The organism is Amycolatopsis sp. MEPSY49 (assembly GCF_051337345.1).
In the GTDB taxonomy this organism is placed as follows: Bacteria; Actinomycetota; Actinomycetes; order Mycobacteriales; family Pseudonocardiaceae; genus Amycolatopsis.
Map to the genome: position 1 here is coordinate 1,129,296 of NZ_JBDLYJ010000002.1, position 25,082 is coordinate 1,154,377.

General features: G+C 72.8%; 18 protein-coding genes. 10 read left to right on the plus strand and 8 right to left on the minus strand.

The features are described 5' to 3' along the window. Positions 1 to 29: 29 nt before the first annotated feature. Positions 30 to 1,763 carry a pyruvate dehydrogenase gene (locus tag ABFJ78_RS14360; protein ID WP_436386593.1) on the minus strand — a complete coding sequence of 578 codons (1,734 nt, stop codon included), beginning with the start codon at positions 1,761 to 1,763 and terminating at the stop codon, positions 30 to 32. 70 nt (positions 1,764 to 1,833) lie between these two features. Between ABFJ78_RS14360 and ABFJ78_RS14365 the strand changes: the two genes are divergently transcribed. Both ABFJ78_RS14365 and ABFJ78_RS14370 read left to right on the plus strand, forming a co-directional pair. Next, a complete protein-coding gene (locus ABFJ78_RS14365) occupies positions 1,834 to 2,727 on the plus strand; it encodes a LysR family transcriptional regulator (protein WP_436386595.1) in 894 nt (297 codons plus the stop codon). A gap of 51 nt (positions 2,728 to 2,778) precedes the next feature. Beyond that, on the plus strand, positions 2,779 to 3,873 hold the full coding sequence (locus ABFJ78_RS14370) for a calcium:proton antiporter (protein ID WP_436386597.1): 1,095 nt from the start codon (positions 2,779 to 2,781) through the stop codon (positions 3,871 to 3,873). Here ABFJ78_RS14370 and ABFJ78_RS14375 read toward each other — a convergent pair. Then, positions 3,863 to 4,261 carry a VOC family protein gene (locus ABFJ78_RS14375; protein WP_436386600.1) on the minus strand — a complete coding sequence of 133 codons (399 nt, stop codon included), beginning with the start codon at positions 4,259 to 4,261 and terminating at the stop codon, positions 3,863 to 3,865. The genes ABFJ78_RS14370 and ABFJ78_RS14375 overlap by 11 nt on opposite strands. A 130-nt stretch (positions 4,262 to 4,391) precedes the next feature. On the opposite strand from ABFJ78_RS14375, the gene ABFJ78_RS14380 reads away from it, so the two are divergent. Continuing rightward, positions 4,392 to 4,868, plus strand: coding sequence for a hypothetical protein (locus ABFJ78_RS14380; protein ID WP_436386602.1), 477 nt, complete (start codon positions 4,392 to 4,394; stop codon positions 4,866 to 4,868). Between the two features lie 5 nt (positions 4,869 to 4,873). Here ABFJ78_RS14380 and ABFJ78_RS14385 read toward each other — a convergent pair whose 3' ends face one another. The 4 genes from ABFJ78_RS14385 to ABFJ78_RS14400 all read right to left on the minus strand — a co-directional run bounded on the left by ABFJ78_RS14385 (position 4,874) and on the right by ABFJ78_RS14400 (position 15,703). Then, entirely contained in the window at positions 4,874 to 7,252 is a 2,379-nt protein-coding gene (locus ABFJ78_RS14385) for a SpoIIE family protein phosphatase (protein WP_436386605.1), read from the minus strand. 4 nt (positions 7,253 to 7,256) lie between these two features. Further along, positions 7,257 to 11,807 (minus strand): HAMP domain-containing protein, encoded by a 4,551-nt coding sequence (locus ABFJ78_RS14390; RefSeq protein WP_436386607.1) that lies wholly within the window; start codon positions 11,805 to 11,807, stop codon positions 7,257 to 7,259. Between the two features lie 362 nt (positions 11,808 to 12,169). Then, a complete protein-coding gene (locus tag ABFJ78_RS14395) occupies positions 12,170 to 13,141 on the minus strand; it encodes a magnesium transporter CorA family protein (protein WP_436386608.1) in 972 nt (323 codons plus the stop codon). A 357-nt stretch (positions 13,142 to 13,498) separates the two neighbouring features. After that, positions 13,499 to 15,703 (minus strand): helix-turn-helix domain-containing protein, encoded by a 2,205-nt coding sequence (locus ABFJ78_RS14400; RefSeq protein WP_436386609.1) that lies wholly within the window; start codon positions 15,701 to 15,703, stop codon positions 13,499 to 13,501. A 197-nt stretch (positions 15,704 to 15,900) separates the two neighbouring features. On the opposite strand from ABFJ78_RS14400, the gene ABFJ78_RS14405 reads away from it, so the two are divergent. The 5 genes from ABFJ78_RS14405 to hpaD are packed head-to-tail and all read left to right on the plus strand — an operon-like array spanning position 15,901 to position 21,481. Then, complete coding sequence (locus ABFJ78_RS14405; RefSeq protein WP_436386612.1) at positions 15,901 to 17,322, plus strand: fumarylacetoacetate hydrolase family protein; 1,422 nt, start codon at positions 15,901 to 15,903, stop codon at positions 17,320 to 17,322. Then, positions 17,304 to 17,972: a GntR family transcriptional regulator gene (locus tag ABFJ78_RS14410; protein WP_436386614.1), complete on the plus strand. Its 669-nt coding sequence runs from the start codon at positions 17,304 to 17,306 to the stop codon at positions 17,970 to 17,972. Before ABFJ78_RS14405 ends, ABFJ78_RS14410 begins: the two co-directional genes overlap by 19 nt. 16 nt (positions 17,973 to 17,988) lie before the next feature. Beyond that, positions 17,989 to 18,936: a 4-hydroxy-tetrahydrodipicolinate synthase gene (dapA, locus tag ABFJ78_RS14415; RefSeq protein ID WP_436386616.1), complete on the plus strand. Its 948-nt coding sequence runs from the start codon at positions 17,989 to 17,991 to the stop codon at positions 18,934 to 18,936. Beyond that, a complete protein-coding gene (gene hpaE / locus ABFJ78_RS14420; protein WP_436386618.1) occupies positions 18,933 to 20,441 on the plus strand; it encodes a 5-carboxymethyl-2-hydroxymuconate semialdehyde dehydrogenase in 1,509 nt (502 codons plus the stop codon). The genes dapA and hpaE overlap by 4 nt, the downstream gene beginning before the upstream one ends. Next, the gene (gene hpaD, locus ABFJ78_RS14425) at positions 20,438 to 21,481 is read left to right on the plus strand and encodes a 3,4-dihydroxyphenylacetate 2,3-dioxygenase (RefSeq protein WP_436386620.1); all 1,044 of its coding nucleotides are present in this window, start codon (positions 20,438 to 20,440) and stop codon (positions 21,479 to 21,481) included. Before hpaE ends, hpaD begins: the two co-directional genes overlap by 4 nt. Here hpaD and ABFJ78_RS14430 read toward each other — a convergent pair. Together ABFJ78_RS14430 and ABFJ78_RS14435 are read right to left on the minus strand one after the other, a co-directional pair. Then, positions 21,464 to 23,443, minus strand: coding sequence for a S9 family peptidase (locus ABFJ78_RS14430; protein WP_436386622.1), 1,980 nt, complete (start codon positions 23,441 to 23,443; stop codon positions 21,464 to 21,466). The genes hpaD and ABFJ78_RS14430 overlap by 18 nt on opposite strands. A 25-nt stretch (positions 23,444 to 23,468) precedes the next feature. Next, positions 23,469 to 23,885: a DUF6292 family protein gene (locus ABFJ78_RS14435; protein ID WP_372664871.1), complete on the minus strand. Its 417-nt coding sequence runs from the start codon at positions 23,883 to 23,885 to the stop codon at positions 23,469 to 23,471. A gap of 183 nt (positions 23,886 to 24,068) precedes the next feature. Here ABFJ78_RS14435 and ABFJ78_RS14440 point away from each other — a divergent pair, with 183 nt between their 5' ends. Both ABFJ78_RS14440 and ABFJ78_RS14445 read left to right on the plus strand, forming a co-directional pair. Further along, complete coding sequence (locus ABFJ78_RS14440) at positions 24,069 to 24,491, plus strand: DUF6292 family protein (protein WP_436386625.1); 423 nt, start codon at positions 24,069 to 24,071, stop codon at positions 24,489 to 24,491. Then, positions 24,488 to 25,021 carry a DivIVA domain-containing protein gene (locus tag ABFJ78_RS14445; protein WP_436386627.1) on the plus strand — a complete coding sequence of 178 codons (534 nt, stop codon included), beginning with the start codon at positions 24,488 to 24,490 and terminating at the stop codon, positions 25,019 to 25,021. Before ABFJ78_RS14440 ends, ABFJ78_RS14445 begins: the two co-directional genes overlap by 4 nt. Positions 25,022 to 25,082 lie beyond the last annotated feature (61 nt).

Below are 25,082 nucleotides of genomic sequence, written 5' to 3' on the forward strand. Positions count from 1 at the left end.
CCACAACGGCGTGGTGGCCACCCGCCGGCTCACGGCCGCGGCGCGTTGCGCAGGTTGGCGCGCGCCAGGTCGACCATCTTGCCGACGCCCCCGTTGAGCACCGTCTTCGTCGCGCCCAAGGCGAATCCGCGCACCATCTCGCCGGTGATGCGCGGCGGGATCGAGAGCGCGTTGGGGTCGGTCACCACCTCGACCACCGCCGGGCCCGGGTGGGCGAACGCCTTCTCCAGCGCGCCGCGGACGTCGGCCGGGTCCTCGACGCGGACGGAGAACACCCCGCACGCCGCCGCGATCGCCGCGAAGTTCACCGGTGCGTGGTCGGTGCCGAAGTCCGGGAGGCCGTCGACGAGCATCTCCAGCTTCACCATGCCCAGCGTGGCGTTGTTGAACACCACGACCTTCACCGGGACGTCGTAGGTGGGCAGCGTCAGCAGGTCGCCCATCAGCATCGCGAGCCCGCCGTCGCCCGAGAGGGACACGACCTGGCGGCCCGGCTGGGACAGCTGCGCGCCGATCGCGTGCGGCAGCGCGTTCGCCATGCTGCCGTGGCGGAACGAGCCGAGCACGCGGCGGCGGCCGTTCGGGGTCAGGTAGCGCGCGGCCCAGACGTTGCCCATGCCCGTGTCGACGGTGAACACCGCGTCGTCGGCGGCGACCTCGTCGAGCACCGAGGCGACGTACTCCGGGTGGATCGGCCGGCGCTGCTCGATCTTGCCCGTGTACGCGCCGACGACCTTTTCCAGCTTCCGCACGTGTTCGCGCAGCATCCGGTCGAGGAACGCGCGGTCGGTGCGGGGCCGCAGCAGCGGCAGCAGCGCACGCAGCGTCTCGCGCACGTCGCCGTGCACCGCCAGGTCCAGCGGCGTGCGCCGGCCGAGGCGCGAGGCGTCGTGGTCGAGCTGGATCGTGCGGGCCTGCGGGAGGAAGTTGTCGTACGGGAAGTCCGTGCCCAGCAACACGATCCGGTCGGCCTCGTGCATCGCGTCGTAGCAGGCGCCGTAGCCGAGCAGGCCGCTCATGCCGACGTCGAACGGGTTGTCGAACTGGATCCACTCCTTGCCGCCGAGCGAGTGCCCGACCGGCGCGGCGAGCTTTTCCGCCAGCGCCATGACCTCGTCGTGCGCGCCGCGGACGCCCGCGCCGGCGAACAGCATCACCTTCTCGCCCGAGTTCAGCAGGTCCGCGAGCTCCTGCACGGTCTCCGGGGACGGCACCGCGGGCGACGGCGTGACCAGCGGGAGGCGCTCGGTCAGCGGGCCGGTGGCCTTGCGGTCGGCGAGGTCGCCGGGAATCGTGAGCACGGCGACGCCGCCCTTGCCGACGGCGGCCTGCGTGGCGATGCGCAGCAGCCGCGGCAGCTGCGCCGGGTCCGCCACGACCTCGCTGAAGTGGCTGCACTCGGCGAACAGCCGGTCCGGGTGGGTCTCCTGGAAGAAGCCGGTGCCGATCTGGTTGGACGGGATGTGCGACGCGATCGCGAGCACCGGCGCGCCGGAGCGGTGGGCGTCGAACAGGCCGTTGATCAGGTGCAGGTTGCCCGGCCCGCAGCTGCCCGCGCACACGGCGAGCTTGCCGGTGACCTGCGCCTCGGCCGCCGCGGCGAAGGCGGCGGTCTCCTCGTGCCGGACGTGCACCCACTCGATGCCGTCGGTGCGGCGGACCGCGTCGACGATCGGGTTGAGGCTGTCGCCGACGATGCCGTAGATGCGCTCGACACCCGCGTCCCGCAGGGTCCTGACCAGTTGTTCTGCCACGGTTGCCATACCTCCAGGGTGGCCCGTCACCACCGATGCGTCCAATGCCTGATTGGCTGAAAATCCATACACTGAGCGCATGGACGTCCAGACGCTGCGGCTCTTCCGCGAGGTCGCCGGCGGCGCCACCGTCACGGAGACCGCCGCGCGGGGCCACCTCACCCAGCCCGCGCTGTCGCGGGCCCTGCGGCGGCTCGAACACGACGCCGGCGCCGAGCTGTTCCGCCGGTCCGGGCGGGTGCTGCGGCTGACCCCGGCCGGGCACGCGTTCCGGCGGCACGTCGAGCTCGTCCTCGACCAGCTGGACCAGGGCCTGCGCGAGGTCGCCGAGATCGTCGACCCGGGCACCGGCGTGGTGCCGCTGGCCTTCCTGCACACGTTCGGCACGTGGCTGGTTCCGTCGGTGCTGAGCGGCTTCCTGCGCGAGCACGCCGGCGCCCGCTTCGAGCTGCGGCAGCATGGCGAAGCGGGCCTCGAAGCAGAGCTCCTCGACGGCACGGCGGACCTCGTCATCACCAGCGGCGACCCCGGGCACCCGCAGCTGCACTGGGAACGCCTCCTCGTCGAGCCGCTGCGGCTCGCGGTCCCGCCGCACCACCGGTTCGCCGGGCGCCGGCGGGTCCGCCTCGCCGATCTCGCGGACGAGACGTTCATCCTCCTGCGGCCCGGCTACGCCCTGCGCGAGACGACCGAGCGGCTGTGCGCCGAGGCCGGGTTCACGCCGCGGATCGGGTTCGAGGGCGACGAAGTCGAGACGCTGCGCGGGCTCGTCACCGCCGGGCTCGGCGTGTCCGTGCTGCCGCTGCCGCACACCGCGACGTTCCCGGCGCCGCACCTCGCACTGACCGATGTGGACGCTGCCCGCGACATCGGCCTGGCCTGGGCGGCCGGGCGGACTCTCCCGCCGCTCAGCGAAACCTTCCGGCGGTACGTCCTGGCCGCCGGCCTCGACCGTCCACAAGGGACTATGTGAGAACCGCCTTAGGACCAGGCGGTTCTCCCGTCGGTGTGCCAGGGTGGAGACATGGCCGCGCTGAGATCCTTCCTGACGTCCTGGACCTCCGTCACGCCGGTGCTCGGGATCGTCGTGCTGGCACTGGCGTGGGGCCGTGACCTCGGCCCGGTGTTCGTGGCGGTCGTCGCGATCGCGCTGGGCGCGACGGTGCTGGCCGCGGTGCACCACGCGGAGGTCGTCGCGCACCGCGTCGGCGAGCCGTTCGGGTCGCTGGTGCTCGCGGTCGCGGTCACTGTCATCGAGGTCGCGCTGATCGTCACGATGATGGTCTCCGGCGGGCCGGAGGCCGGGTCGCTGGCGCGGGACACGGTGTTCGCCGCGGTGATGATCACGACCAACGGCATCGTCGGCATCTCCCTGCTCGTCGGCGCGCGGCGCTACGGCTCGACGCTGTTCAACCCCGAAGGCAGCGGGGCCGCGCTGGCCACGGTCGCGACGCTGGCGGCGCTGAGCCTGGTGCTGCCGACGTTCACCTCCAGCACGCCGGGCCCGGCGTTCTCCCCGGCGCAGCTGACGTTCGCCGCGCTCGCGTCCCTGGTGCTGTACGGGACGTTCGTGCTGACGCAGACCGTCCGCCACCGCGACTTCTTCCTCCCGGTGGCGGCCGACGGCGAGGTCAAGGAGGACGACCACGCGGAACCACCGTCGACCCGGGCGGCGCTGGGCAGCCTCGCGCTGCTGCTGGTGGCGCTGGTCGCGGTGGTCGGGCTGGCGAAGGTGGAGTCCCCGGCGATCGAGGCCGGCGTGCGCGCGGCCGGGTTCCCGCAGTCGTTCGTCGGGGTGGTGATCGCGTTGCTGGTGCTGCTGCCGGAGACCCTCGCCGCGGTCCGCGCGGCCCAGCGCGACCGGATGCAGATCAGCCTCAACCTGGCCTACGGCTCGGCGATCGCGAGCATCGGCCTGACGATCCCGGCGATCGCGCTGGCGTCGGTGTGGCTGCCGGTCCAGCTCCTGCTGGGGCTGGGTTCGACGCAGATCGTGCTGCTGGCGCTGACCGTGGTGGTGAGCGTGCTGACGGTGGTCCCCGGCCGGGCGACCCGCCTGCAGGGCGGCGTGCACCTGGTGCTGCTGGCCGGGTTCCTGGTGCTGGCCGTCAATCCGTGAGCCGAGCCTCGTCCCGGGTCGGCTGGAACAGCTCGACGGGGTTGCCGGAAGGGTCGTCGACGAGCACCTGATCCCCGCCGACCCCGTGGACGACGTCCCCCCGCAGCCGCACGCCGGCGGCGGCCAGCCGTTCGACTTCGGCGGCCAGGTCGTCGACCTCGAGGGCAAACCGGTTCCACCCGCCGGGCTCCGGGGTGACCCCGCCGACCGCGGCCCCACCACCCGGGCCACCGCCGGGCGCGGAGAGCAGCAGCCGGAGGTCGCCGCGGGTCAGCATCGCGAACCCGGGCGCGGGGTGCATCCGCTCGGTGAACCCGAGGTACCCGCAGTAGAAGGAGATCGCGGCATCGACGTCGTCGACGACGTACCGGACGCTCACGGTGGCCATGACCTCCAGCACAGCACAGCGGCGGGGCGGAGGCCAGCTCTCGGCCCGGGCGGCCGGCACCGGAGGTGGGGGTCTGCGCGTGGCGACCGGATGGCGTAACACGCTACGGCATCCGCGCGACCGATGGGCCATGAAGCGCATGATCGCGGTAGTGGTTGCTTCCGGGGCGATCGCAGCTGCGCTCACCGCGTGCTCCCGCCAGGCGCCCGCCGAGCCGGAGCCGAGCCGAGGTGACCGATCAGCCGCGCGTCCCACCTCGACCACGTCGGCACCGACCTTCACCATGAACGGCGCCTTCGATATCCCCGCCAGCGGTGAAGAAGCGATCGCTCAGGGCGCCGCATGCAGAGGAACTGGCACCTACTCGGACGCGGCCGCTGGTGCTCCGATTCGCGTCTACAACGGCAATGGCGATGTAATCGCTCACGGCACATTGCCGAACGGAACCTTTCAATCCACTCCCATCGGCACTGCGTGCGTCTTCTCCCTGACGGTGTCCGCGGTCCCGGACGGGCTGCTGCAGTACGGGGTCCAGATCGGTGAACACGGCGTCCGTCCCGTGAAGTCGGACGAGATGCACTCCTGGGTGTTCCTCTACGCCGGCTAAGCGCGTCAGGCCGGTGGCGTCGTCCGGACCTCGATCCCCACCACACACGTGTCGTCGTCGGTGTCGGCCGTGCTGTACGTCAGCAGCGTGTCCAGCTGGTGCTCCAACCCACCGTCGTGCCCCTTCACCAGCGACACCAACCGGGCCACCGTCTCCTGCACCGGACGGTCCCGCCGCTCGATCAGCCCGTCCGTGTAGATCAGCAGGATGTCGCCTTCGTCGAGCTCGACGTCCGACTCCTCGTAGGTGACGTCGCGGACCGCGCCCAGCAACGGGCCGCGGATCAGCGGCAACGTCGTCGCGCCGCCGTCGCGGTGGCGGACGATCGGGGGCAGGTGGCCGGCGCGGGCCCAGCGGAGCTTGCGGTGCGCCGGGTCGTACACCGCCGCCACCGCCGTGGCCGTGACGTGGTCGGTCAGGTGGTAGGCCACCAGGTTCAGCCACGTCAGCAGCTGCGCCGGCCCCGCGCCCGTCGCCGCCAGGCCGCGCAGGGCGTTGCGCAGGCTCACCATTCCCGTGGCCGCGTCGATGCCGTGGCCCGCGACGTCGCCGACGCACAGCAGGACCTCGCCCGTCGGCAGCGCCACCGCGTCGTACCAGTCGCCGCCGACCAGGTGTTCCTTCTCGGCCGGCCGGTAGCGCACCGCCGCGCGCAGGCCGGGCATGTCGATCGGGCCCTTCGCCGGCGGCATGATCGCGTGCTGCAGCTGCAGCGCCAGCCGGTTGCGCTCGATCGCCTGCTGCTCGGTCTCGGCCAGCCGGTCGCGCGTCGCCGCCAGCGCCACCTCGGTCCAGTGCTGCGCCGAGACGTCCTGGTAGGCCCCGCGGACCGCGACGAGCTCGCCGCGGCCGTCCACGACCGGCTCGGCGACCACCCGGATGTGCCGGGCGACGCCGTCGGAACGCTGCAGCCGGAACGCCGTCGACGACGGACGCCGGTGGTGCAGCACCGCGCGCAGGAACCGGCCGATCGCCTGGGCGTCGTCCTGGTGCGCGTGCGCGGCGAGGTCGTGCAAGGACAGCGGCGTCGCCGTGGCGGGCAGGCCGTACAGCGAGAACAGCTCGGTGTTCCAGGTGATCGCGCCGGTCACGACGTTCTCTTCGAACCCGCCGATCCGGCCGAGCCGCTGGGCGTGCTGCAGCAGCACGGCCAGTTTCGCCGCGTCGTCCTGGATGCGCAGGATCAGCAGGACGTTGCCGGCGAACCGGGTCAGGCTGATGTCGGTCAGCACGGTCAGCGGCACCGTGTCGACCAGGGTGGTGATCGCCATGCTGTCGGCGCGGAACGGCTCGCCGGTGGCGTAGACCCGCTGGATCATGTCGAGCAGGCCGCTCTCCTCGGCGGCCAGCGGATAGGTCTCCAGCAGGCGCGTGCCGACGATCCGGCTGCGGGGCCGCCCGCCGGGGTCGGCGAACCGGACGTTGGCGTGGTGGATCCGGAAGTCGCTCAGCCGGCCGCCGTCGAGGCACGGCGAGAGCAGCACGGCCGGGTCGTGCAGGCCGTCGACGAAGTCCACCAGCTCGCCGAGGAAGTCGCCCGAACCGTCGGCCGCCACCGGCGCGATCACGCCGTCCCAGGTGTCGAGCGTGTGCGCGCACAGCTCGGCCAGCGCCTCCAGCTGACGGCGCAGCCGTCCCGGTTCCGGGGGCAGGGGCTCGGGCCAGCACATCTCGACGACGCCGATGATCCGGCCGCCGGTGCCGGTGGGCACCGCGACGCGGCCGCCTTCGCCCAGCGTGTGCTGCCCGATCGACGGCAGCCCGCCGCCGGAGAGGGTCGGGAACCAGACGGTGTCGCGCTCGATCAGCGCGCTGCGGGCGGGGGTCGCGACGCCGGGCGGGACGTACCGCCAGCGCGCGGCTTCCTCGGCGGACAACCCCGCCGACCCGGCGAGGGTCATCGACCCGTCGGGCCCGGCGAGCCACACCGCGACCGCCGTCGCGCCGAGCGGCCGCAGGGCGTGCTCCAAAATGGACTCCGCGACGCGCTGGGTGTCGCCGGCCGCCAGGACGCCGCTTTCGGCGGTGCGCAAGCGGACCGCGACGGAGTCCTCGCCTTCGGCGCGGGCCAGGAACTCCTGCGTCACCTCGGAAATCCGGTCCTCGGCAGCTTCGCCGACGACGTCCGCGGCGAACTCCAGCGGAGTCAGCCCCGCGCGTTCGGCGAGGGTGTCCAGTTGCCGCGCGGCGTCGGCGGGCGTGCAGTGCAGGCGTTCCATCAGGACGCCCTTCGCCAGCTCGATCAGCGCGCGGCCGTCGGCGACGGCGTGCGCGTGGTCGACCTCGCCGCGCAGGCGGGCGACGGTGTCGGCGAGCCGGGCCAGGTTGGCGGACACCTCGGCCGGCGGCGCGAGCACCGGCAGCGTCTCCTCGTCGGCGGTCACCCGATCACGCCGTCACGTGCCGCTTGATGCGGGCGATCAGGTCGTCCGCGTCGACCGGCTTGGTCACGTAGTCGGTGGCACCCGAGGCGAGGCTCTTCTCGCGGTCGCCCGGCATCGCCTTCGCCGTCACCGCGACGATCGGGATGCCGGCGTGCTCCGGCATCGCCCGGATCTTCGCGGTCGCGGTGTAGCCGTCCATCTCCGGCATCATCACGTCCATCAGGATCAGGTCGATGCCGGGGTGCGCGGCGACGGTCTCGACGCCCTTGCGGCCGTCCTCGGCGTGCAGCACCTGCATGCCGTGCAGCTCCAGGATCCCGGTCAGCGCGAACACGTTGCGCGGGTCGTCGTCGACGATCAGCACCGTGCGCCCGGCCAGGGTCGTGTCGACGTCGGCCGCGCGCACCGGCGCGGCCGGCTCGTCCGGCCGGACCAGCGGCAGCACCGCGCCGGGCTCCTCCGCCGACAGGTGCAGCGCGATCCGCTCGCGCAGTTCGTCCAGCCCGGCCAGCACTTCGAGCGACTGCATGCCGGCGCGGGACTGCACCAGCTGCTCCAGCTCGCCGTCGAGGCGGCGGCTGTTGTGCGCGAGCACCGGCACCAGCCGCAGCGCGCTGTCGCCCTGCATCGCGTCGAGGAACCCGAACGCCGCGCGGTCGGGCAGGTCGAGATCGAGCACGACGCAGTGGTAGGCGTCGGTGGCGAGCGCGGCCGCGGCTTCCTGCGTGCCGACGGCGGTGACGACTTCGACCTCGGCCGGCGAGATGCCGATGTCCCGGCTGTCGGCCAGGTCCGCGGCGGCGCTCTCGGCGACCAGCGTCAGCAGGCCGTGCTGGCGCTCCTCCACGACCAGCAGCCGCCGGTGGGACCGCGGTGCCGACGTCGTGACGCCGGCGCCGGGGTCGCCGGCCGTGAGAGCGGTGCCGGGGTGCTCGCCCGCGGGCAGCGGCGCGAAGTCCGGCCGCGCGACCGGCAGCGAGAACGTGAACGAGCTGCCCTCGCCGGGCGTGCTTTCGGCGGTGATGACCCCGCCGAGCAGCTGGGCGATCTCGCGGCTGATCGACAGGCCGAGGCCGGTGCCGCCGTACTTGCGGCTGGTGGTGCCGTCGGCCTGCTGGAACGCGCCGAAGATCGACTCCAGCTGGTGCTCGGCGATGCCGATCCCGGTGTCGGTGACCCGGAAGGCGACGGCGGGCCCGTGCGCGCGCAGCGGCCGGGGCAGGGTTTCCGGGTCGACCGGCTCGATGTGCAGCTCGATCCCGCCGACCTCGGTGAACTTCACCGCGTTCGACAGCAGGTTGCGCAGCACCTGCCGCAGCCTCGAGTCGTCGGTGAGCAGCTCGGTGGGCGAGCCGGGGGCGACGGTGATCCGGAAGTCGAGGTTGCGCTGCGAGGTCATCGGCCGGAACGTCGCTTCGACGTAGTCCAGCAGGCCGCGCAGCGACACCTGCTCCGGCGTGACGTCCATCTTCCCGGCCTCGACCTTCGACAGGTCGAGGATGTCGTTGATCAGCTGCAGCAGGTCCGACCCGGCGGAGTGGATGATGCCCGCGTACTCGACCTGCTTCGCGGTGAGGTTGCGGGTCGGGTTCTGCGCGAGCAGCTGGGCGAGGATCAGCAGGCTGTTGAGCGGGGTGCGCAGCTCGTGGCTCATGTTGGCCAGGAACTCCGACTTGTACTTCGACGCCAGCGTCAGCTGCTGGGCGCGGGCCTCCAGCTCCTGGCGGGCCTGCTCGATCTCCAGGTTCTTCGTCTCGATGTCGCGGTTCTGCGTGACCAGCAGCGCCGCCTTCTCCTCCAGCTCGGCGTTGGACGACTGGAGTTCTTCCTGCCGCGCCTGGAGTTCTTCGGAGCGGGCCTGCAGCTCCGCGGTCAGCCGCTGGGACTCGCCGAGCAGCTCGTCGGTGCGGGCGTTGGCGACGATGCTGTTGACATTGACGCCGATCTGCTCCATCAGCAGCTCGAGGAACGCCCGGTGCACGGCGGTGAAGCCGTGCACCGACGCCAGTTCGAGCACGCCGAGGACCTGGTCCTCGACCACGATCGGCAGCACGATCAGGCCGGCCGGCGCGGTGGCGCCGAGCCCGGAGGAGATGGTGGCGTAGCCGGGCGGCACGTCGTCGACGACGATCGGGCGGCGGCTGCGCGCGGCCTGCCCGACCAGCGACTGGCCGACCCGGAACCGGATCGCGGGCCCGTCGCCGTCGTCCGGGTGGCCGTAGGCGCCGACGAGCCGCAGCTCGGGCACCTCGGTCGTGTCGTCGGCCAGGTAGAACGCGCCGTACTGGGCGTTGACCAGCGGGACGAGCTCGTCCATCACCGCGGCCGCGACGACGGCGAGGTCGCGGCGGCCCTGCATCAGCCCGGTGATGGTGGCGAGGTTGGACTTCAGCCAGTCCTGCTCCTGGTTCGCTCGCGTCGTCTCGCGCAGCGATTCCACCATCGAGTTGATGTTGTCCTTCAGCTCGGCGACCTCGCCGGAGGCGTCGACGGTGATCGAGCGGGTCAGGTCGCCCTCGGCGACGGCGCTGGTGACCTCGGCGATCGCGCGGACCTGCCGGGTGAGGTTGCCGGCCAGCTCGTTGACGTTCTCCGTCAGCCGCTTCCAGGTGCCGGACACGCCTTCGACCTCGGCCTGGCCGCCGAGGCGGCCTTCGCTGCCGACCTCGCGCGCCACGCGCGTGACCTCCGCGGCGAACGCCGAGAGCTGGTCGACCATCGTGTTGATCGTGGTCTTGAGCTCGAGGATCTCGCCGCGGGCGTCGACGTCGATCTTGCGGGTCAGGTCGCCCTGCGCGACGGCGGTGGTCACCTGGGCGATGTTGCGGACCTGCCCGGTGAGGTTGTTCGCCATCGAGTTGACGTTGTCGGTGAGGTCCTTCCACGTGCCGGCGACGTTCGGCACGCGGGCCTGGCCGCCGAGCATGCCCTCGGTGCCGACCTCGCGGGCCACGCGGGTGACTTCGTCCGCGAACGCCGACAGCGTGTCGACCATCGTGTTGATGACGTCGGCCAGCGCGGCGACCTCGCCCTTGGCCTCGACGGTGATCTTGCGGGACAGGTCACCGCGGGCGACCGCCGTCGCGACCTGGGCGATCGACCGGACCTGGCCGGTCAGGTTGGACGCCATCACGTTGACGTTGTCGGTCAGGTTCTTCCAGGTCCCGGACACGCCCCGGACGGTCGCCTGGCCGCCGAGGTTGCCCTCGGTGCCGACCTCGCGCGCCACGCGGGTGACCTCGTCCGCGAACGCCGACAGCTGGTCGACCATCGTGTTGATGGTCTCCTTCAGCTCCAGGATCTCGCCGCGGGCGTCGACCCGGATCTTCTGCGAGAGGTCGCCGCGGGCGACCGCGGTGGTGACCTGGGCGATCGAGCGGACCTGCGCGGTGAGGTTGTCGGCCATGACGTTGACCGACTCGGTGAGGTCCTTCCAGGTGCCGGACACGCCCTTGACGTCGGCCTGGCCGCCGAGCCGCCCTTCGGTGCCCACCTCCCGCGCCACCCGGGTGACCTCGTCCGCGAACGCGGACAGCTGGTCCACCATCGTGTTCAGCGTGTCCTTGAGCTCCAGGACCTCGCCGCGGGCGGTCACGTTGATCTTCTGGGACAGGTCGCCCTTCGCGACCGCGGTCGCGACCTGGGCGATGTTGCGGACCTGGTCGGTCAGGTTGCCCGCCATGAAGTTCACCGAGTCGGTGAGGTCGCGCCAGGTACCGGAGACGCCCTTGACGTCGGCCTGGCCGCCGAGCCGCCCTTCGGTGCCGACCTCGCGGGCGACGCGGGTGACCTCGTCCGCGAAGGAGGACAGCTGGTCCACCATCGTGTTGATCGTGCTCTTCAGCTCGAGGATCTCGCCCCGGGCGTCGACCGTGATCTTCTGCGAGAGGTCGCCCTTCGCGACCGCCGTGGTCACCTGGGCGACGTTGCGGACCTGGTCGGTCAGGTTCCCGGCCATGAAGTTCACCGAGTCGGTGAGGTCGCGCCACACGCCGCCGACGCCGGGCACCTGGGCCTGGCCGCCGAGCCGCCCTTCGCTGCCCACCTCGCGGGCGACGCGGGTGACCTCGTCCGCGAACGACGACAGCTGGTCCACCATCGTGTTGACGGTGTCCTTGAGCTCGAGGATCTCACCGCGCGCGTCGACGTCGATCTTCTGCGACAGGTCGCCCTTGGCCACCGCGGTCGCCACCTGGGCGATGTCGCGGACCTGGGTGGTCAGGTTGCCGGCCATGGCGTTCACCGAGTCGGTGAGGTCCTTCCAGGTGCCGGACACGCCCGGGACCTTCGCCTGGCCGCCCAGCTGCCCCTCGCTGCCGACCTCACGGGCGACGCGGGTGACCTCGGAGGTGAACAGCGACAGCTGGTCGGCCATGCCGTTGAAGACGGTCGCGATCTCCCCGAGCAGCCCGTCGGTGCCGCCGGGCAGCCGGATGCCGAAGTCGCCGTCGCGGACCGCGGTCAGGCCCGCCAGCAGGCGGCGCAGTTCCTGCTCCCCCGCCTCGCCGACGCCTGCGACTGCGCCGTTGGCACCCGGGCGCGTCCCCTCGACCATTGCCCCACCCATCCGCCACCCGTTTCTCCGCTCGTCGGCGCCGGGGGCGCCGTCCCGGCCAGCACACCGGATGGCCCAGCATAGTGCAGCTGCACTATGCTGAAGGGCAACGGTTGAGCAACCAGCCGCGCCCGTGTCCACGCGCGCTTCCCAGGCGGTGCTCGAGAGCCTTTCCTTTCCCCGCAGGCCATTCGGCCACGTTGACCCATTCGGCTGAACGCGCTCCCAGACAGCGGCACCCCGCACTCCGGCGGGGGCGCCGCCGGTTTTCGCGCGCGCTTTGACGTCCACAATGGACCATCCACTGTGGAAGGAAGGTGCACCCGCGCGGCCTCCGGCGGGGTCGAGCGGCGGTCCCGGCGTCAGAGCCAGTCCCGCTTCTTGAAGAGCGCGTACAGCCCGACCGAGAGCACCAGCATCACGACCGTCGACACCCAGAACCCGATCGTGGTGCCGTTGCCCGGATACGGGACGTTCTGCCCGTAGAACCCGGTCACCGCGGTGGGCACCGCGATCACCGCCGCCCACCCCGTGACCTTCTTCATGATCAGGTTCAGCCGGTCGCTCTGCAGGTTCAGCTGGGTCTCCCGGACCGTCGTGAGGCGTTCCCGCAGCGCGTCGGCGTGCTCGGCGGCCTGCCGGGCGTGGTCGTGGACGTCCTCGAAGTACGGGCGGGTGGTGTCGTCGGCCAGCTTCAGGTCCGGCCGCATCAACGAGCCGACGACGTCCGGCACGGGACCCACCACCCGGCGCAGCGCGGTCAGGTTCTTGCGCAGCCGGAACGAGCGCCGCTGCAGTTCGGCGGTGTCGGGGCGGTCGTCGAAGACCAGGTCCTCCAGCTCCTCGACCTCGTCGTCGAGCGCTTGGACGGCCTCGGAGTGGCCGTCGACGACGTGGTCGAGCAGGCCGTGCAGCAGGAAGGGCACCCCGGTCTTCGCCAGGTCCGGTGCCTGGTCCCAGCGGCGCGTGACGGCGTCGATGTCGAAACCGTCGTCCTTGCGGACGGTCACCAGCGCGCGGGGCGTGATGAACACGGCGAGCTCGGAGGTCGTCGTGCGCTCGACCGCGGCGTCGAACCGGACCGCGTAGGCGGTGAGGAAGGCGTGGCCGTCGTAGCGATCCAGCTTGGGCCGCTGGTGTTCCTGCACGGCGTCTTCGACGGCGAGCCGGTGCAGGCCGAGCTCCCCGGCGAGCTCGCCGAGGTCCGCTTCGGACGGTTCGCAGAGGTCGACCCAGACGGCGGTGTCCGGTTCGGCCAGGAAGTCCGAGACGTCCGCCATCGGGAAGTCTTCCTTGAGCAGTGCGCCGTCGCGGTAGGCCCGGGTTTTCGTCATGCCACCGGGGTGCCCGGCGGGCAAAGCGTTCACACGCCTGCCGCGGACCGGCCACTTCGCCTTTGTAGAGGTCGTTCGTAGAGGTTGTCGCTGTCGCCCGCCGCCGGCCGACGCGAAGATCGGTCCGGCCGCCACCCCCGACGCGAAGGGCACCGGTGAGAGCCGCCTGCAGAACGCTTCTCGCCGCGCTCGTCGCCGCGGCCCTGCTCACCGGGGTGCCCGCCGCCGCGGAGGCCCCGGCACGGCTGCTGCTGCTGGAACGGGTCCACGACACCGTCACCGTCGCCTGCGCGGACCACGCCGGCAAGATCACCTGCCACCCGGTGCACCGGGCGCGGCCCTACCTGGTCGTCGCCTTCACAACCGCGCCAGCTCCGCCCGGACCGCGGCCGCGCGCTCCGCTCCGCCGTACTCCTCCAGCAGCTCCAGGGCTTCCGTGAGCACTTCCCGGGCGCGGTCGCGCTCGTCCCGGCCGAGGTGGGCCCGGCCCAGCTCCGCCAGCGTCATGGCTTCGTACAGCCGCACGCCGGCCTCGCGCCACAGGTCCACGCTGCGGCCGAGCTCGTCGACCGCCGCGTCGAACCGGCCCAGGTCGCGGTGCACGATCCCGATCCGCATCCGGCCGTACGCCACGCCGCGCACGTCTCCGGTGTCTTCGCCGACCGCCACCGCCTCGGTCGCGTACGCCAGTTCGCGCGCGCGGTCGCCTTGGCGGCCGTACAGCACGGCCAGGTTGACCAGGTTCAGCGTCTCGACGTACCGCAGCCCGAGCGACCGGTTGAGCGCCAGGCTCCGCTCGCCGAACCCGATGGCCGCCTCGACGTCGTCGCCGAGGCCGTACACGAAGCAGAGGTTGTTGAGGGTGCCCGCGAGCTGACGCTTGTCGCCGATCGCCTCCCAGTCGGCGAGGCTCCGGCGGAGCAACGCGTGCGAGCGGCGGAACCCGGCCGCTTCGCCACCGCTCGCCAGCTCCGCTTCGGCGACACCGAGGTCGTTGCGCAGGGTCGCGGCCGCGACCGGGTCGACGCCGTCGACGAGGTCCAGCGCGACCTCGTCGACCTGGATGGCGTCCCGCCAGCGGGCCCGCGCGCGGTGGTACTCGTACAGGCCGAGCCCGACGGCGGCGATCGCTTCCGGTGGCACGCCCGGCGTGGCGGCGGCCTGCCGCACGACGGTGACGAGGTGCTCCTGGTGCCGGTCGAGCCAGGCGAACACCTCGTCGGCGGACGCGGGTCCGGCGGCGGCCCACCGGCCGGCCGCCCACTCGTGGCGGTGCGAGGCCGCCGAGACGAGCGCCATGCTCCGCCAGGCCATCGCCGCGCACAGCTCGACGACGCGGGTGATCGCGGCGGCCCGCTCACCCGGCGGCGCCTGCTCCCGGGCGTAGAGCCGGAGCAGGTCGTGCAGCCGGTACCACCCCGGGGCGGGCGTGGTCAGCAGGTGCTCGTCGGTGAGCCGTTCGAGCAGTTCCTCCGTCTCGGGTTCGGGCGCGTCGAGCAGCCGGCTCGCGACGGGCACCGACAGCTCGGGGACGTCGAGCAGCGACAGCAGCGGGTACGCGCGGGCGGCCGTTTCGTCCAAGGCGTCGACGGCCAGGGCGAAACTGGCGCGGACGCCCGTTTCGTCGAGCCGGCGGCGTTCGTCGTCGAGCCGGTGCGCGAGGTGGGCGACGGGCCAGCGCGGCCGGGTCGCCAGCCGCGCGCCGACGAGGTGCAGGGCGAGCGGCAGGTAACCGCAGAGGCGTGCGACCGTCCGCGCGGCGGCGGGTTCGGCCGCGACGCGCTCGGCGCCGATCTCGGCGGCGAGCAGGCGGAGCGCGTCCGCCTCGGGCAGGACGTCCAGCAGGACCTGGTGCGCCTGCGGCAGGTCCGGCAGCGCGGCGCGGCTGGTGACGATGGCCCCGGAGCCACCGGCACCGGGCAGCAGCGGCGCGACGTGCGCGGCGTCGCGGGCGTTGTCGAGCAGGAGCAGGACGCGTTTCGAGGCGAGCAGCGTCCGGAAGCGCGCGGACGCGGACTCGAGCGACAGCGGCTTCGGCGGTTCGTCGCCGAGTTCGCGGATGAGCCGGTCGAGCAGGTCCAGGGGATCGGGCGGGTCGGTGGCGTGGCCGCGCAGGTCGAGGTGGAGCGAGCCGTCGGGGAAGCGCCCGGCGAGCCGATGGCCGGCTTCCAGGGCGAGCGCGGTCTTGCCGACGCCGGCCATCCCGCCGATGGCCACGACGACGCTTTCCCGGGAGTCGAAGAGGGTGCGGACGCGGTCGAGCTCGGCGTCGCGGCCGGTGAAGACGGCGACCCCGCCGGGCAGCTCCCGCGGCACGACCCCCTTCGCGGCGGCGGGTTTCGTCGGACGCGCGGCCGCGGCGGCGAAGTCCTCGCGGTCGGCGCCGGTGAGGCCGAGGGCGTCGGCGAGCCGGTCGAGGGTGTCGCGGTGCGGGAAGCGCCGGTCGCCTCGTTCGAGCGCGCCCACGGCCTGACCGCTGAGCCCGGACTTCTCGGCGAGCGCCTCCTGGGTGAGCCCCGCGGCGCGCCGCAGCCGGCGCAACCGGGTCCCGAACGCGTTCATCCCCGCCCCTCCTCCCCGCCAGGAGGATCACACGCGGAGGTGGGTGGGCGCCAGCAGAGGGGCCGACCAGCGCCGCGCGGCCGGCGCCGTGGTCAAGTCCCGCTGGCTCGACCACGGCGGGCGAAAGGGGGTTTCGCTACGCCGCAGATCGTATATCATTTGAGATACCTTCTTCGAACCGGCAGGCAGGACCACGGATGACGACCCTCCCGCAGCGGCCCGGCAAGATCATCGCGCTGCACCTCAACTACCGCTCCCGCGCCGCCCAGCGCGGCCGGCTCCCGGAGCAGCCGTCGTACTTCCTCAAGCCCTCGACGTCCGTCGCGGAGAGCGGCGCCGCGCTCGAGCGGCCGGCGGGCACCGAGCTACTGGGTTTCGAAGGCGAGATCGCGCTGGTCATCGGCCGCACCGCCCGCCGGGTCTCCCCCGAGGACGGCTGGTCGTACGTCGGCGGGGTCACCGCCGCCAACGACTTCGGCGTCTACGACCTGCGGTACGCCGACAAGGGCAGCAACCTGCGGTCGAAGGGCGGCGACGGCTTCACCCCGCTCGGCCCGGCGGTGCTGCCCGCCGCGGACCTCGACCCGGCCGCGCTGCGGCTGCGGACCTGGCTGAACGGCGAGCTGGTCCAGGAGGACACCACCGGCGACCTGCTCTTCGGCTTCGGCCGGCTGGTCGCCGACCTCTCCCAGCTGATCACCCTCGACCCCGGCGACGTCGTCCTGACCGGCACGCCCGCGGGCGCGTCGGTCGCCATCCCCGGCGACGTCGTCGAGGTCGAGGTCGACACCGCCGGGCACACGACCGGCCGGCTGGTCACGCCGATCACCGAGGGGACCGTCCCCTTCGGACCGTACGGCGCGCTCCCCCGCGTGGACGAGCGGCAGCGGGCGGACGCCCACGGAACGTCCACACCGGACTTCGTGCTGACCGAGGACCTCAAGCGCCGCATCGAATCCGTGGGTACCGCGACGCTGTCCGCACAGCTGCGCAAGCGCGGGTACGACGCGGTGTCGATCGACGGGCTGACGTCCACCCGGCCCGGCGCCCGGCTGACCGGCCGCGCGCGGACTCTGCGGTACCTGCCCTACCGCGAAGACCTGTTCAAGTCCCACGGCGGCGGCTACAACGCGCAGAAGCGGGCGATCGACCACCTCGGGCCCGGTGACGTCCTGGTCGTGGAAGCGCGCGGGGAACGCGGCACCGGCACGGTCGGCGACCTCCTCGCGCTGCGGGCGCAGGTCCGCGGCGCGGCCGGGATCGTCACCGACGGCGGCGTCCGCGACCTGGCCGCGGTGTCCGCTTTGGACATTCCCACCTACCACGCCGGGCCGCACCCGGCGGTGCTCGGCCGGCGGCACGTGCCGTGGGACGTCGACGTCGCGATCGCCTGCGGTGGCGCGGCCGTGTGCCCCGGCGACGTGCTCGCCGGGGACGGCGACGGCGTCCTGGTCATCCCGCCGGCCCTCGTCGAAGAGGTCGTCGACGCGGCGATCGAGCAGGAGCGGCAGGAGACGTTCATCGCCGAGCAGGTCGCCGCGGGCGAGCGCGTCGAAGGCCTCTACCCGATGGACGAGCACTGGCGCGGGAGGTACGCCGCATGGCTCGCGAAACGGTGAACGGCACCGCCCTGAGCAAGTCGCGGATCGCCTACGAGTGGATCAAGGCCCGGATCGCCGACGGCACCTTCTCCCCCGGCTACCGGCTCGTCCTCGGCCGGCTCGCGCACGAACTCGGCGTCAGCGTCGTGCCGATCCGCGAAGCCATCCGGCTCCTCGAAGCCGAAGGCCTCGTCACGTTCGAACGGCACGTCGGCGCGCAGGTCGTGATGGTCGACGAACGCGAGTACCAGCACACGATGCAGACGCTCGCCGTCGTCGAGGGCTACGCCGCCGCGCTCGCCGCGCCGGTGCTCCCGCCCGGGGCGCTCGAGCGGGCCCGGGCGCTGAACGCCGAGCTGGCGGACTGCCTCGGGCACTTCGAGCCGGCCCGGTTCACCGCGCTCAACCGCGACTTCCACGCCGTGCTGTTCGACGCTTGCCCCAACCCGCACGTCCTCGACCTGGTCCGGCGCGGCTGGGACCGGCTGAGCGGCCTGCGCACCTCGACGTTCAGCTTCGTCCCCGGCCGCGCCCGCCAGTCCGTGGCCGAGCACGAACACCTCCTCGGCCTGCTCGACGCCGGCGCCCCGGCCGCGGACGTCGAACAGGCCGTCCGCGCCCACCGGCTGGCCACCCTGGACGCGTTCCTCGCCCACCGCCACCCCTGACCCAGGAAGGATCCCCATGCGCTTCCGCTCCGACCCCCAGGCCGTCCGCGGGTCGATCGCGCCGCTGATGACGCCGTTCACCGCCGACGGGGCCGTCGACCACGACGGCCTGACGAACCTGGTTCGCTGGCAGCTCGCGTCCGGCTCGCACGGCATCTCGATCGGCGGCTCGACCGGCGAACCGGGTTCCCAGACGGTCGCCGAGCGTGCCGCGGCGATCCGGACGGTGGCCGCCGAGGTCGGCGACCGCGTGCCGTTCGTCCCGGGCACCGGTTCGGCGAAGCTCGACGAGACCCTGGAGCTGACCGCGCTGGCGCGCGACGCCGGCATCGACGCCGCGCTGGTCATCACGCCGTACTACGCGCGGCCGACGCAGGACGCGCTGTTCGTCTGGTACCGCACGGTCTGCCGCGAGTTCCCGGACCTGCCGATCGTCGCCTACAACGTGCCGAGCCGGACCGCGGTCGACCTCGCGCCGGAGACGGTCGCGCGGCTGTACCGCTCGTGCGACAACTTCGTCGGGATCAAGGAGACGACGAAGGACTTCGAGCACTTTTCCCGCGTGCTGCACCTCTGCGGGCGCGAACTGCTGGTGTGGTCCGGGATCGAGCTGCTCTGCCTGCCGCTGCTGGCCCTCGGCGGTGCCGGGTTCGTCAGCGCGACGGCCAACATCGCCCCCGCCGCGTGCGCGGAGATGTACACCGCGTGGCAGGCCGGCGACCACGAGCGGGCGCGGGAGATCCACTACGGCCTGCACCCGCTGGTCGACCTGCTGTTCGTCGAGACCAACCCGGCGCCCGGCAAGTGGGTGCTGGAGCAGCGCGGGCTGATCGCCTCCGGGCACGTCCGGCCGCCGCTGATCCCGCCGACCGACGCCGGCGTCGCCCGGATCAAGGACCTCATGGCCGAAGGCGCCAAGTACCTGTCGCCGACCGAAGGCTTCACCGTGGAAGGAACGGCATGACCCACTACGTCCCGGAAGGACTGCCGGGCGAGCTGAAGCACTACATCGGCGGTGAGCTGGTCGACAGCGTCTCGAGCAAGACGTTCATCGTGCTCGACCCGGTGTCCAACACCCCGTACGTCACGGCGGCCGCGGGCCAGGCCGAGGACGTCGACCGGGCGGTCGCCGCGGCGCGCGCGGCCTTCACCGACGGGCCGTGGCCGCGGATGCTGCCGCGGGCCCGCGCGCGGATCCTGAACAAGATCGCCGACGCCGTCGAGGCGCAGGACGCGCGGCTCGCCGAGCTGGAGACGTTCGACACCGGCCTGCCCATCACCCAGGCACTCGGGCAGGCGCAGCGCGCGGCCGAGAACTTCCGGTTCTTCGCCGACCTCGTCGTCGCGCAGGCCGACGACACCTACCAGGTGCCCGGGCGGCAGGTGAACTACGTGCACCGCAAGCCGGTCGGGGTCGCCGGGCTGATCACGCCGTGGAACACGCCGTTCATGCTGGAGAGCTGGAAGCTCGCCCCCGCGCTGGCTTCCGGGTGCGCGGTGGTACTCAAACCGGCCGAGTTCACGCCGCTGTCGGCGAGCCTGTGGGCGGGGATCTTCGCCGACGCGGGGCTGCCCGACGGCGTGTTCAACCTGGTCAACGGTTTCGGCGAGGAAGCGGGCGACGCGCTCGTCAAGCACCCGGACGTCCCGCTGATCTCGTTCACCGGCGAGACCACGACCGGGCGGACGATCTACCGCAACTGCGCGGCGCACCTCAAGGGCATGTCGATGGAGCTGGGCGGCAAGTCCCCGGCGATCGTGTTCGCCGACGCGGACCTCGACGCCGCGCTCGACTCGACGCTCTTCGGCGTGTTCTCGCTCAACGGCGAACGCTGTACCGCGGGCAGCCGGATCCTCGTCGAGCGGCCGATCTACGACGAGTTCTGCGCGCGGTACGCGGAACGGGCGTCGAACATCGTCGTCGGAGATCCGCACGACCCGGCCACCGAGGTCGGCGCGCTCGTCCACCCCGAGCACTACGAGAAGGTGATGCGGTACGTCGAGCTGGGCAAGGCCGAGGGCCGGCTGCTCGCCGGCGGCGGACGTCCGTCCGGTTTGGACAGCGGCAACTACGTGGCACCGACGGTGTTCGCCGACGTGCCGTCGTCCGCGCGGATCTTCCAGGAGGAGATCTTCGGGCCGGTCGTGGCGCTGACGCCATTCGACACCGAAGCCGAGGCCCTGGCCCTCGCCAACGACGTCAAGTACGGGCTGGCCGCCTATCTCTGGACATCCGACTTGCGGCGGGCGCATACCTTCGCGCAGTCCGTCGAAGCCGGGATGGTCTGGCTGAACTCGCACAACGTCCGCGACCTGCGGACGCCGTTCGGCGGGGTCAAGGCGTCCGGCCTCGGTCACGAAGGCGGCTATCGGTCGCTCGACTTCTACACCCACCAGCAGGCGATCCACGTCTCGCTCGGGCCGGTGCACACGGCCCGGTTCGGAAGCGTCCGGAAGGGACAGTCATGACCGCCACCCCGCCGGACGTCCTCCGCTGCGCGTACGCCGAACTCGTCGTCACCGACCTCGCCGCGTCACGCGCCTTCTACGTCGACGTGCTCGGGCTCATCGTGACCCACGAAGATTCCGAGGCGTTGTACCTGCGTGCCTTCGAGGAGTACCTGCACCATTCGCTGGTGCTGCGGAAGGGGCCGACGCCCGCTCTCGCCGTGCTCGCTTACCGGGTGCGGAGCACCGCGGACCTCGAACTGGCGGAGGCGTACCACCGCTCGCTCGGCTGCCGGGTCGAGCGGCGCGCTGCGGGCGCCACGCGCGGCATCGGCGAGGCCGTCCGGGTCATCGACCCGCTCGGCTTCCCGGTCGAGTTCTTCCACGAGGCCGAGCACGTCGAGCGGTTCACGCAGCGCTACGACGTCCACGGCGCCGGCGCACTGTCGCGACTGGACCACTTCAATGTGGACACTCCCGACGTCCCGGCGGCCCGGAAGTACTACGAGGGCCTGGGTTTCCGCGTGTCGGAGGACATCCAGGACGACGAGGGCACGGTGTACGCGGCATGGATGTTCCGCAAGCCGACGGTGCACGACGTCGCCCTCACCGGCGGCGACGGCCCGCGGCTGCACCACATCGCGTTCGCGTCGCACGAACGCCACCAGATCCTGCACATCTGCGACCACCTGGGCGCGCTGCGCAAGCCCGGCATGATCGAGCGCGGCCCGGGCCGGCACGGCGTCTCGAACGCGTTCTACCTGTACGTCCGGGACCCCGACGGGCACCGCGTCGAGATCTACACGCACGACTACTACACCGGCGACCCGGACAACCCGGTGATCACGTGGGACGTCCACGACAACCAGCGCCGCGACTGGTGGGGCAACCCCGTGGTGCCCAGCTGGTACACCGACGCGTCGGTGGTGCTGGACCTGGCCGGCGAGGTCCAGCCGGTCGTCGAACGGGCCGAGCCGCGCGAAGCCGACGTCACCATCGGCGCGGACGGCTTCTCCTTCACCGCCGGGGCGGCGGAGTTCAAGCTAGGCGAGCAGGTCTGAGAACCACGCGCGGCTGCGGTTCAGGACGTCGAGCTGGTGGTCACGTTCCCGGATCGAGTGGCCCTCCCGCGGGTAGACGACGAACTCGTGCGGCCGGTCGCCGAGGGCGTGGTGCAGGAGGTCGGCCTGCGAAAGCGGGACGTTCGTGTCGTCCTCGCCGTGCAGGATGAGCACGGGCGTGCGGATGCGGTGGGCGTGGGTGATCGGGCTGTTCTCCCGGCCGCCCAGCGCCGCTTCGAACCGGGAGTGCTCGCCCGTGGCGGCGAGCAGGGGCCAGTCGATCACGCCGGCGAGCACGACGGCCGCTCTGAAGCGGTCCGTGTGCGCGACGGCCCAGGCGGCCATGAACCCGCCGTGGCTCCCGCCGCCGATCCCGAGCCGGTCTCCGTCGGCGACGCCCGCCTCGACGAGCAGGTCGATGCCGGTGAGGAGGTCGGTGAATTCCGCGCCGCCGACGTCGCCGGCGACGCTCGCCGCGAAGGCGTGACCGTGGCCGAGGCCGCCGCGGGGATTCGGGAGGAACACCGCGAACCCGGCCGCGGCCAGCCACTGGCCGGAGCGGAACCAGCCGAGCTGGAACCCGTCGGCGTAGCGGTCGTACGGGCCGCCGTGGACCAGGGTGATCAGGGGGAAGGGCCCGTCCGCGCGGGTCCGGCCGGGCGGGAGAACCAGGAGACCATCGAGCTCCAGGCCGTCTTCGGCCCGGTAGGACAGGCGTTCCTGGGTGCCCCACCGGATCCCGCTCGGCCGCGGTTCGCCGAGCCGGACGAGCGGGCCGCCGGGTGGTCCACAGTGGACGGACTCGGGTTCGGTGGCGGTGCTCCCGACCACGGCGATCCGGCCGCCGCCCGCGCTCAGTTCCTGCAGGTCGCCGGTCGCGCGGCGAAGCTCGGTGAAGGTCTTCCCGCCGGGGTCGAGACGGCGGATCGTCGTGTCGAGGCCGTCGGCGAACAAGGCGAGGGGTGGGCCGGCGTCGACCTGGGTGAGTTCGATCGGGCAGACGTCCAGGCCCGCGGTGAGGTTCTCGCCGTTGTCGAAGACCGCGGTGCCGCCGATGAGACCCGGCGGGGTCAGGCCCAGGTAGGCGAGGTGCCAGCCGGTGCCGTCGTGCCACCAGGCCGGGTCGGACGCTTCGAGAGCCGGGGTGGCTTGGTCGTGGACTTCGCCGGTGGCGACGTCGACGAAGTGGAGGCCGGGTTCGAAGAGCCCGGGTTCGCGATCGGCGCAGGACCAGGTGAGGACGGCGAGGGTGGTCCCGTCCGGCCGGGCGGCGACTTCGCGGACGTGCCGGCGGCCGAGGTCGCCGAGGGGCTTGACCGCGCAGGTGCGGAGGTCGAGCAGCCAGAGCCGATCGGGGCGCTCCGCGGTGTCCCAGCGGCCCGGCGGTTCCCGGCCCGCCCCGGGGTCCCGGCCACCCGGCGGGTCGGTGCGGGCTTCGCGTTCTCCGGCCGGCTGCGCTCCGCCGCCACCGGCATCCGCGGCGGCCGGCACCCGCGGCCCACCCGGCCGGTCCCGGCGGCCATCGGCCTCCGCGGTCCACGGCACGGTCCGCACCCGCGGATCACCCGGCCGTTCCCCGGGATCCGGCGCGATCACCACCACCGAGCCCGGCAGCGGGACCTGGCCGCTGATGCCGGCCGGCCAGTCGCCGAGCCGCTCGGGCTCACCGCCGTCGAGCCCGATCCGGTACAGCTGCGCGGTTCCGCGCTCGGCTCGATCCGACAGGAAGAACACCGAACCCGAGTCCGGAGCCCACCGCGGCGCGTGATTGTCCGCAGCCACACCGGCCGCCAGCTCGCGGGGAGCCGCACTGCCGTCGGACGGGGCCAGCCACAACTCGGTCACCGGGTGCTTCCCGGCCCGGCCCACCGGCGCGGTCCAGTGGACCACCCACCGGCCGTCCGGGGAGATCCGCGGCTCATGCGGCACTTTCCGGTCCACCACGATTTCGGCGTTCAGCACCCGGCCCAGTGTGCCGCAACCGGGATCAGCCGGGGGCCAGCGTGCCCAGCAGTTCCTCGTGCCGGCCCGGCTCGCGCAGCTCCGGGGCTTCCAACGTCCCGGCGTCCGGGTCGCCGGCGCGGACCGCCGCCAGGAAGCGGACCACCGCGCGGGGTTCGGGGAGCACTTCGCCGCCCAGGTAGGACAACACCGTGGCGCCGCCCGCGTCCTCGATCGCCGCCGCCCAGCCGTTCGCCTCGTCCCAGACCAAGGCCAAGTCGTGTTCGGCGAACCGGCTCAGGCGCCAGTCGAGCGCGATGTACGCCGCCGCGGGGGTGCCCGCGTCCAGTGTGCAGGATTCCAGCCCGACCCCCACCGCGCGGGCCACCGCCGCGACGTACCCGCGCAACCCCCGCTCGAACGAGAACTCCGTGTCGCGCCCGAAATCGATCAGAATGCTCAACGCCGCCTCGCTTCCCGTCCCGCCGCGGGATCCCCGCGGTCCGTGCGCCGGATACCCCGCCACCGCCGCGATCAACCCCGATCGGCTGACGTCATCAATCCGGCGACATCTCACTTGTCATCGTTTCGATGACATGTTAGAACGGTGGTACCGGAACCCCTACCGAGAAAGGTCCAGTCCTCCGTGACCGCATCGATCGCGCTGCCGACCGGTTACCAGCACCCCGCCGTCCCCGCGCTGCTCGACTACCTGCGCGACGTCACCGCCGAGCTCGGGATCGGCCTCGAGTCGTGCACCCTCGACCACGACGCGCCGCTGTCGGCGTACGTCGCCCTCGACACCCGGCTGCCGCACTACCCCGACCGCGACGTCGCGCTCCTCTGGGACGAGGAACGCGGCTGGGCGGCAGCCGTCGAGACGCACTCCGGCGAGGACCTGATCGTCCTGCGCTACCTGGGCGGGCCGACGGTCGCCCCGGCGCCGCGGCGGGTCGCGCGGTTCGTCACCGCGCTGCACGAGGACGACCACACCGTCGGCCGCCCGGATCCCGTCGAGCTGCGGTCCGCGGCCGACGCCGGGCTCGCCGACCTCCTCCGCCGGTCATGACGCTGCCCCTGCCCGAGAGCTTCGCGCTCACCCTGCGCGGTTACGACCGGGACCAGGTCGACGAGCGGATCGACGAGCTGCTCACCGAGATCCGCCTGCTCACCGCCGACCGCGACGCCGCGGTCGCCGAAGCGGAGAACCTCGCGCGGCGCCTCGAAGAGGCTCGCGCCGACAACGCCGCGTTGCGGGCCCGCGCCGATCGCCTGTGCCGGACGCCCGCCGACCCGGCCGCGGTCGGGGACCGCGTGCGGCACCTGCTCGAACTGGCCCACGCCGAAGCGGACGGCGTCGTCGCGGCGGCCCGGCAGCAGGCGGCGGCGATCGTCCGCGAAGCCGAAGAATCGGCGGCCCGGAGGCTCGAGGACGCCCGGGCCCGCGCGGCCGGCGAGGTCGACTACGCCCGGCGCCGCGCCGAGCACCTGGCCGCCGTCGAACGCCGGACCGCCGCCCGGCTGCGGAAGATCGACGCGTTCCTGGCCGAAGCGGCGGAACTGCTCGAAGAGGACACCCCGCTGCACGCCGTCGCCTGAATTGTTCCCACGACCCGGGACGGGCCGGAAAACCGGGCGGGGGCGGCACGGTGCGCCCGCC

Bases quoted from the DNA above. Each gene is read 5' to 3' on its own strand.
- ABFJ78_RS14405 (WP_436386612.1), top strand. From the start codon at position 15,901: ATGACGACCCTCCCGCAGCGGCCCGGCAAGATCATCGCGCTGCACCTC.
- ABFJ78_RS14395 (WP_436386608.1), bottom strand. From the start codon at position 13,141: ATGACGAAAACCCGGGCCTACCGCGACGGCGCACTGCTCAAGGAAGAC.
- ABFJ78_RS14410 (WP_436386614.1), top strand. From the start codon at position 17,304: ATGGCTCGCGAAACGGTGAACGGCACCGCCCTGAGCAAGTCGCGGATC.
- ABFJ78_RS14375 (WP_436386600.1), bottom strand. From the start codon at position 4,261: ATGGCCACCGTGAGCGTCCGGTACGTCGTCGACGACGTCGATGCCGCG.
- ABFJ78_RS14370 (WP_436386597.1), top strand. From the start codon at position 2,779: ATGGCCGCGCTGAGATCCTTCCTGACGTCCTGGACCTCCGTCACGCCG.
- dapA (WP_436386616.1), top strand. From the start codon at position 17,989: ATGCGCTTCCGCTCCGACCCCCAGGCCGTCCGCGGGTCGATCGCGCCG.
- ABFJ78_RS14365 (WP_436386595.1), top strand. From the start codon at position 1,834: ATGGACGTCCAGACGCTGCGGCTCTTCCGCGAGGTCGCCGGCGGCGCC.
- ABFJ78_RS14400 (WP_436386609.1), bottom strand. From the start codon at position 15,703: ATGAACGCGTTCGGGACCCGGTTGCGCCGGCTGCGGCGCGCCGCGGGG.
- ABFJ78_RS14390 (WP_436386607.1), bottom strand. From the start codon at position 11,807: ATGGTCGAGGGGACGCGCCCGGGTGCCAACGGCGCAGTCGCAGGCGTC.
- ABFJ78_RS14380 (WP_436386602.1), top strand. From the start codon at position 4,392: ATGAAGCGCATGATCGCGGTAGTGGTTGCTTCCGGGGCGATCGCAGCT.
- hpaD (WP_436386620.1), top strand. From the start codon at position 20,438: ATGACCGCCACCCCGCCGGACGTCCTCCGCTGCGCGTACGCCGAACTC.
- ABFJ78_RS14445 (WP_436386627.1), top strand. From the start codon at position 24,488: ATGACGCTGCCCCTGCCCGAGAGCTTCGCGCTCACCCTGCGCGGTTAC.
- ABFJ78_RS14360 (WP_436386593.1), bottom strand. From the start codon at position 1,763: ATGGCAACCGTGGCAGAACAACTGGTCAGGACCCTGCGGGACGCGGGT.
- hpaE (WP_436386618.1), top strand. From the start codon at position 18,933: ATGACCCACTACGTCCCGGAAGGACTGCCGGGCGAGCTGAAGCACTAC.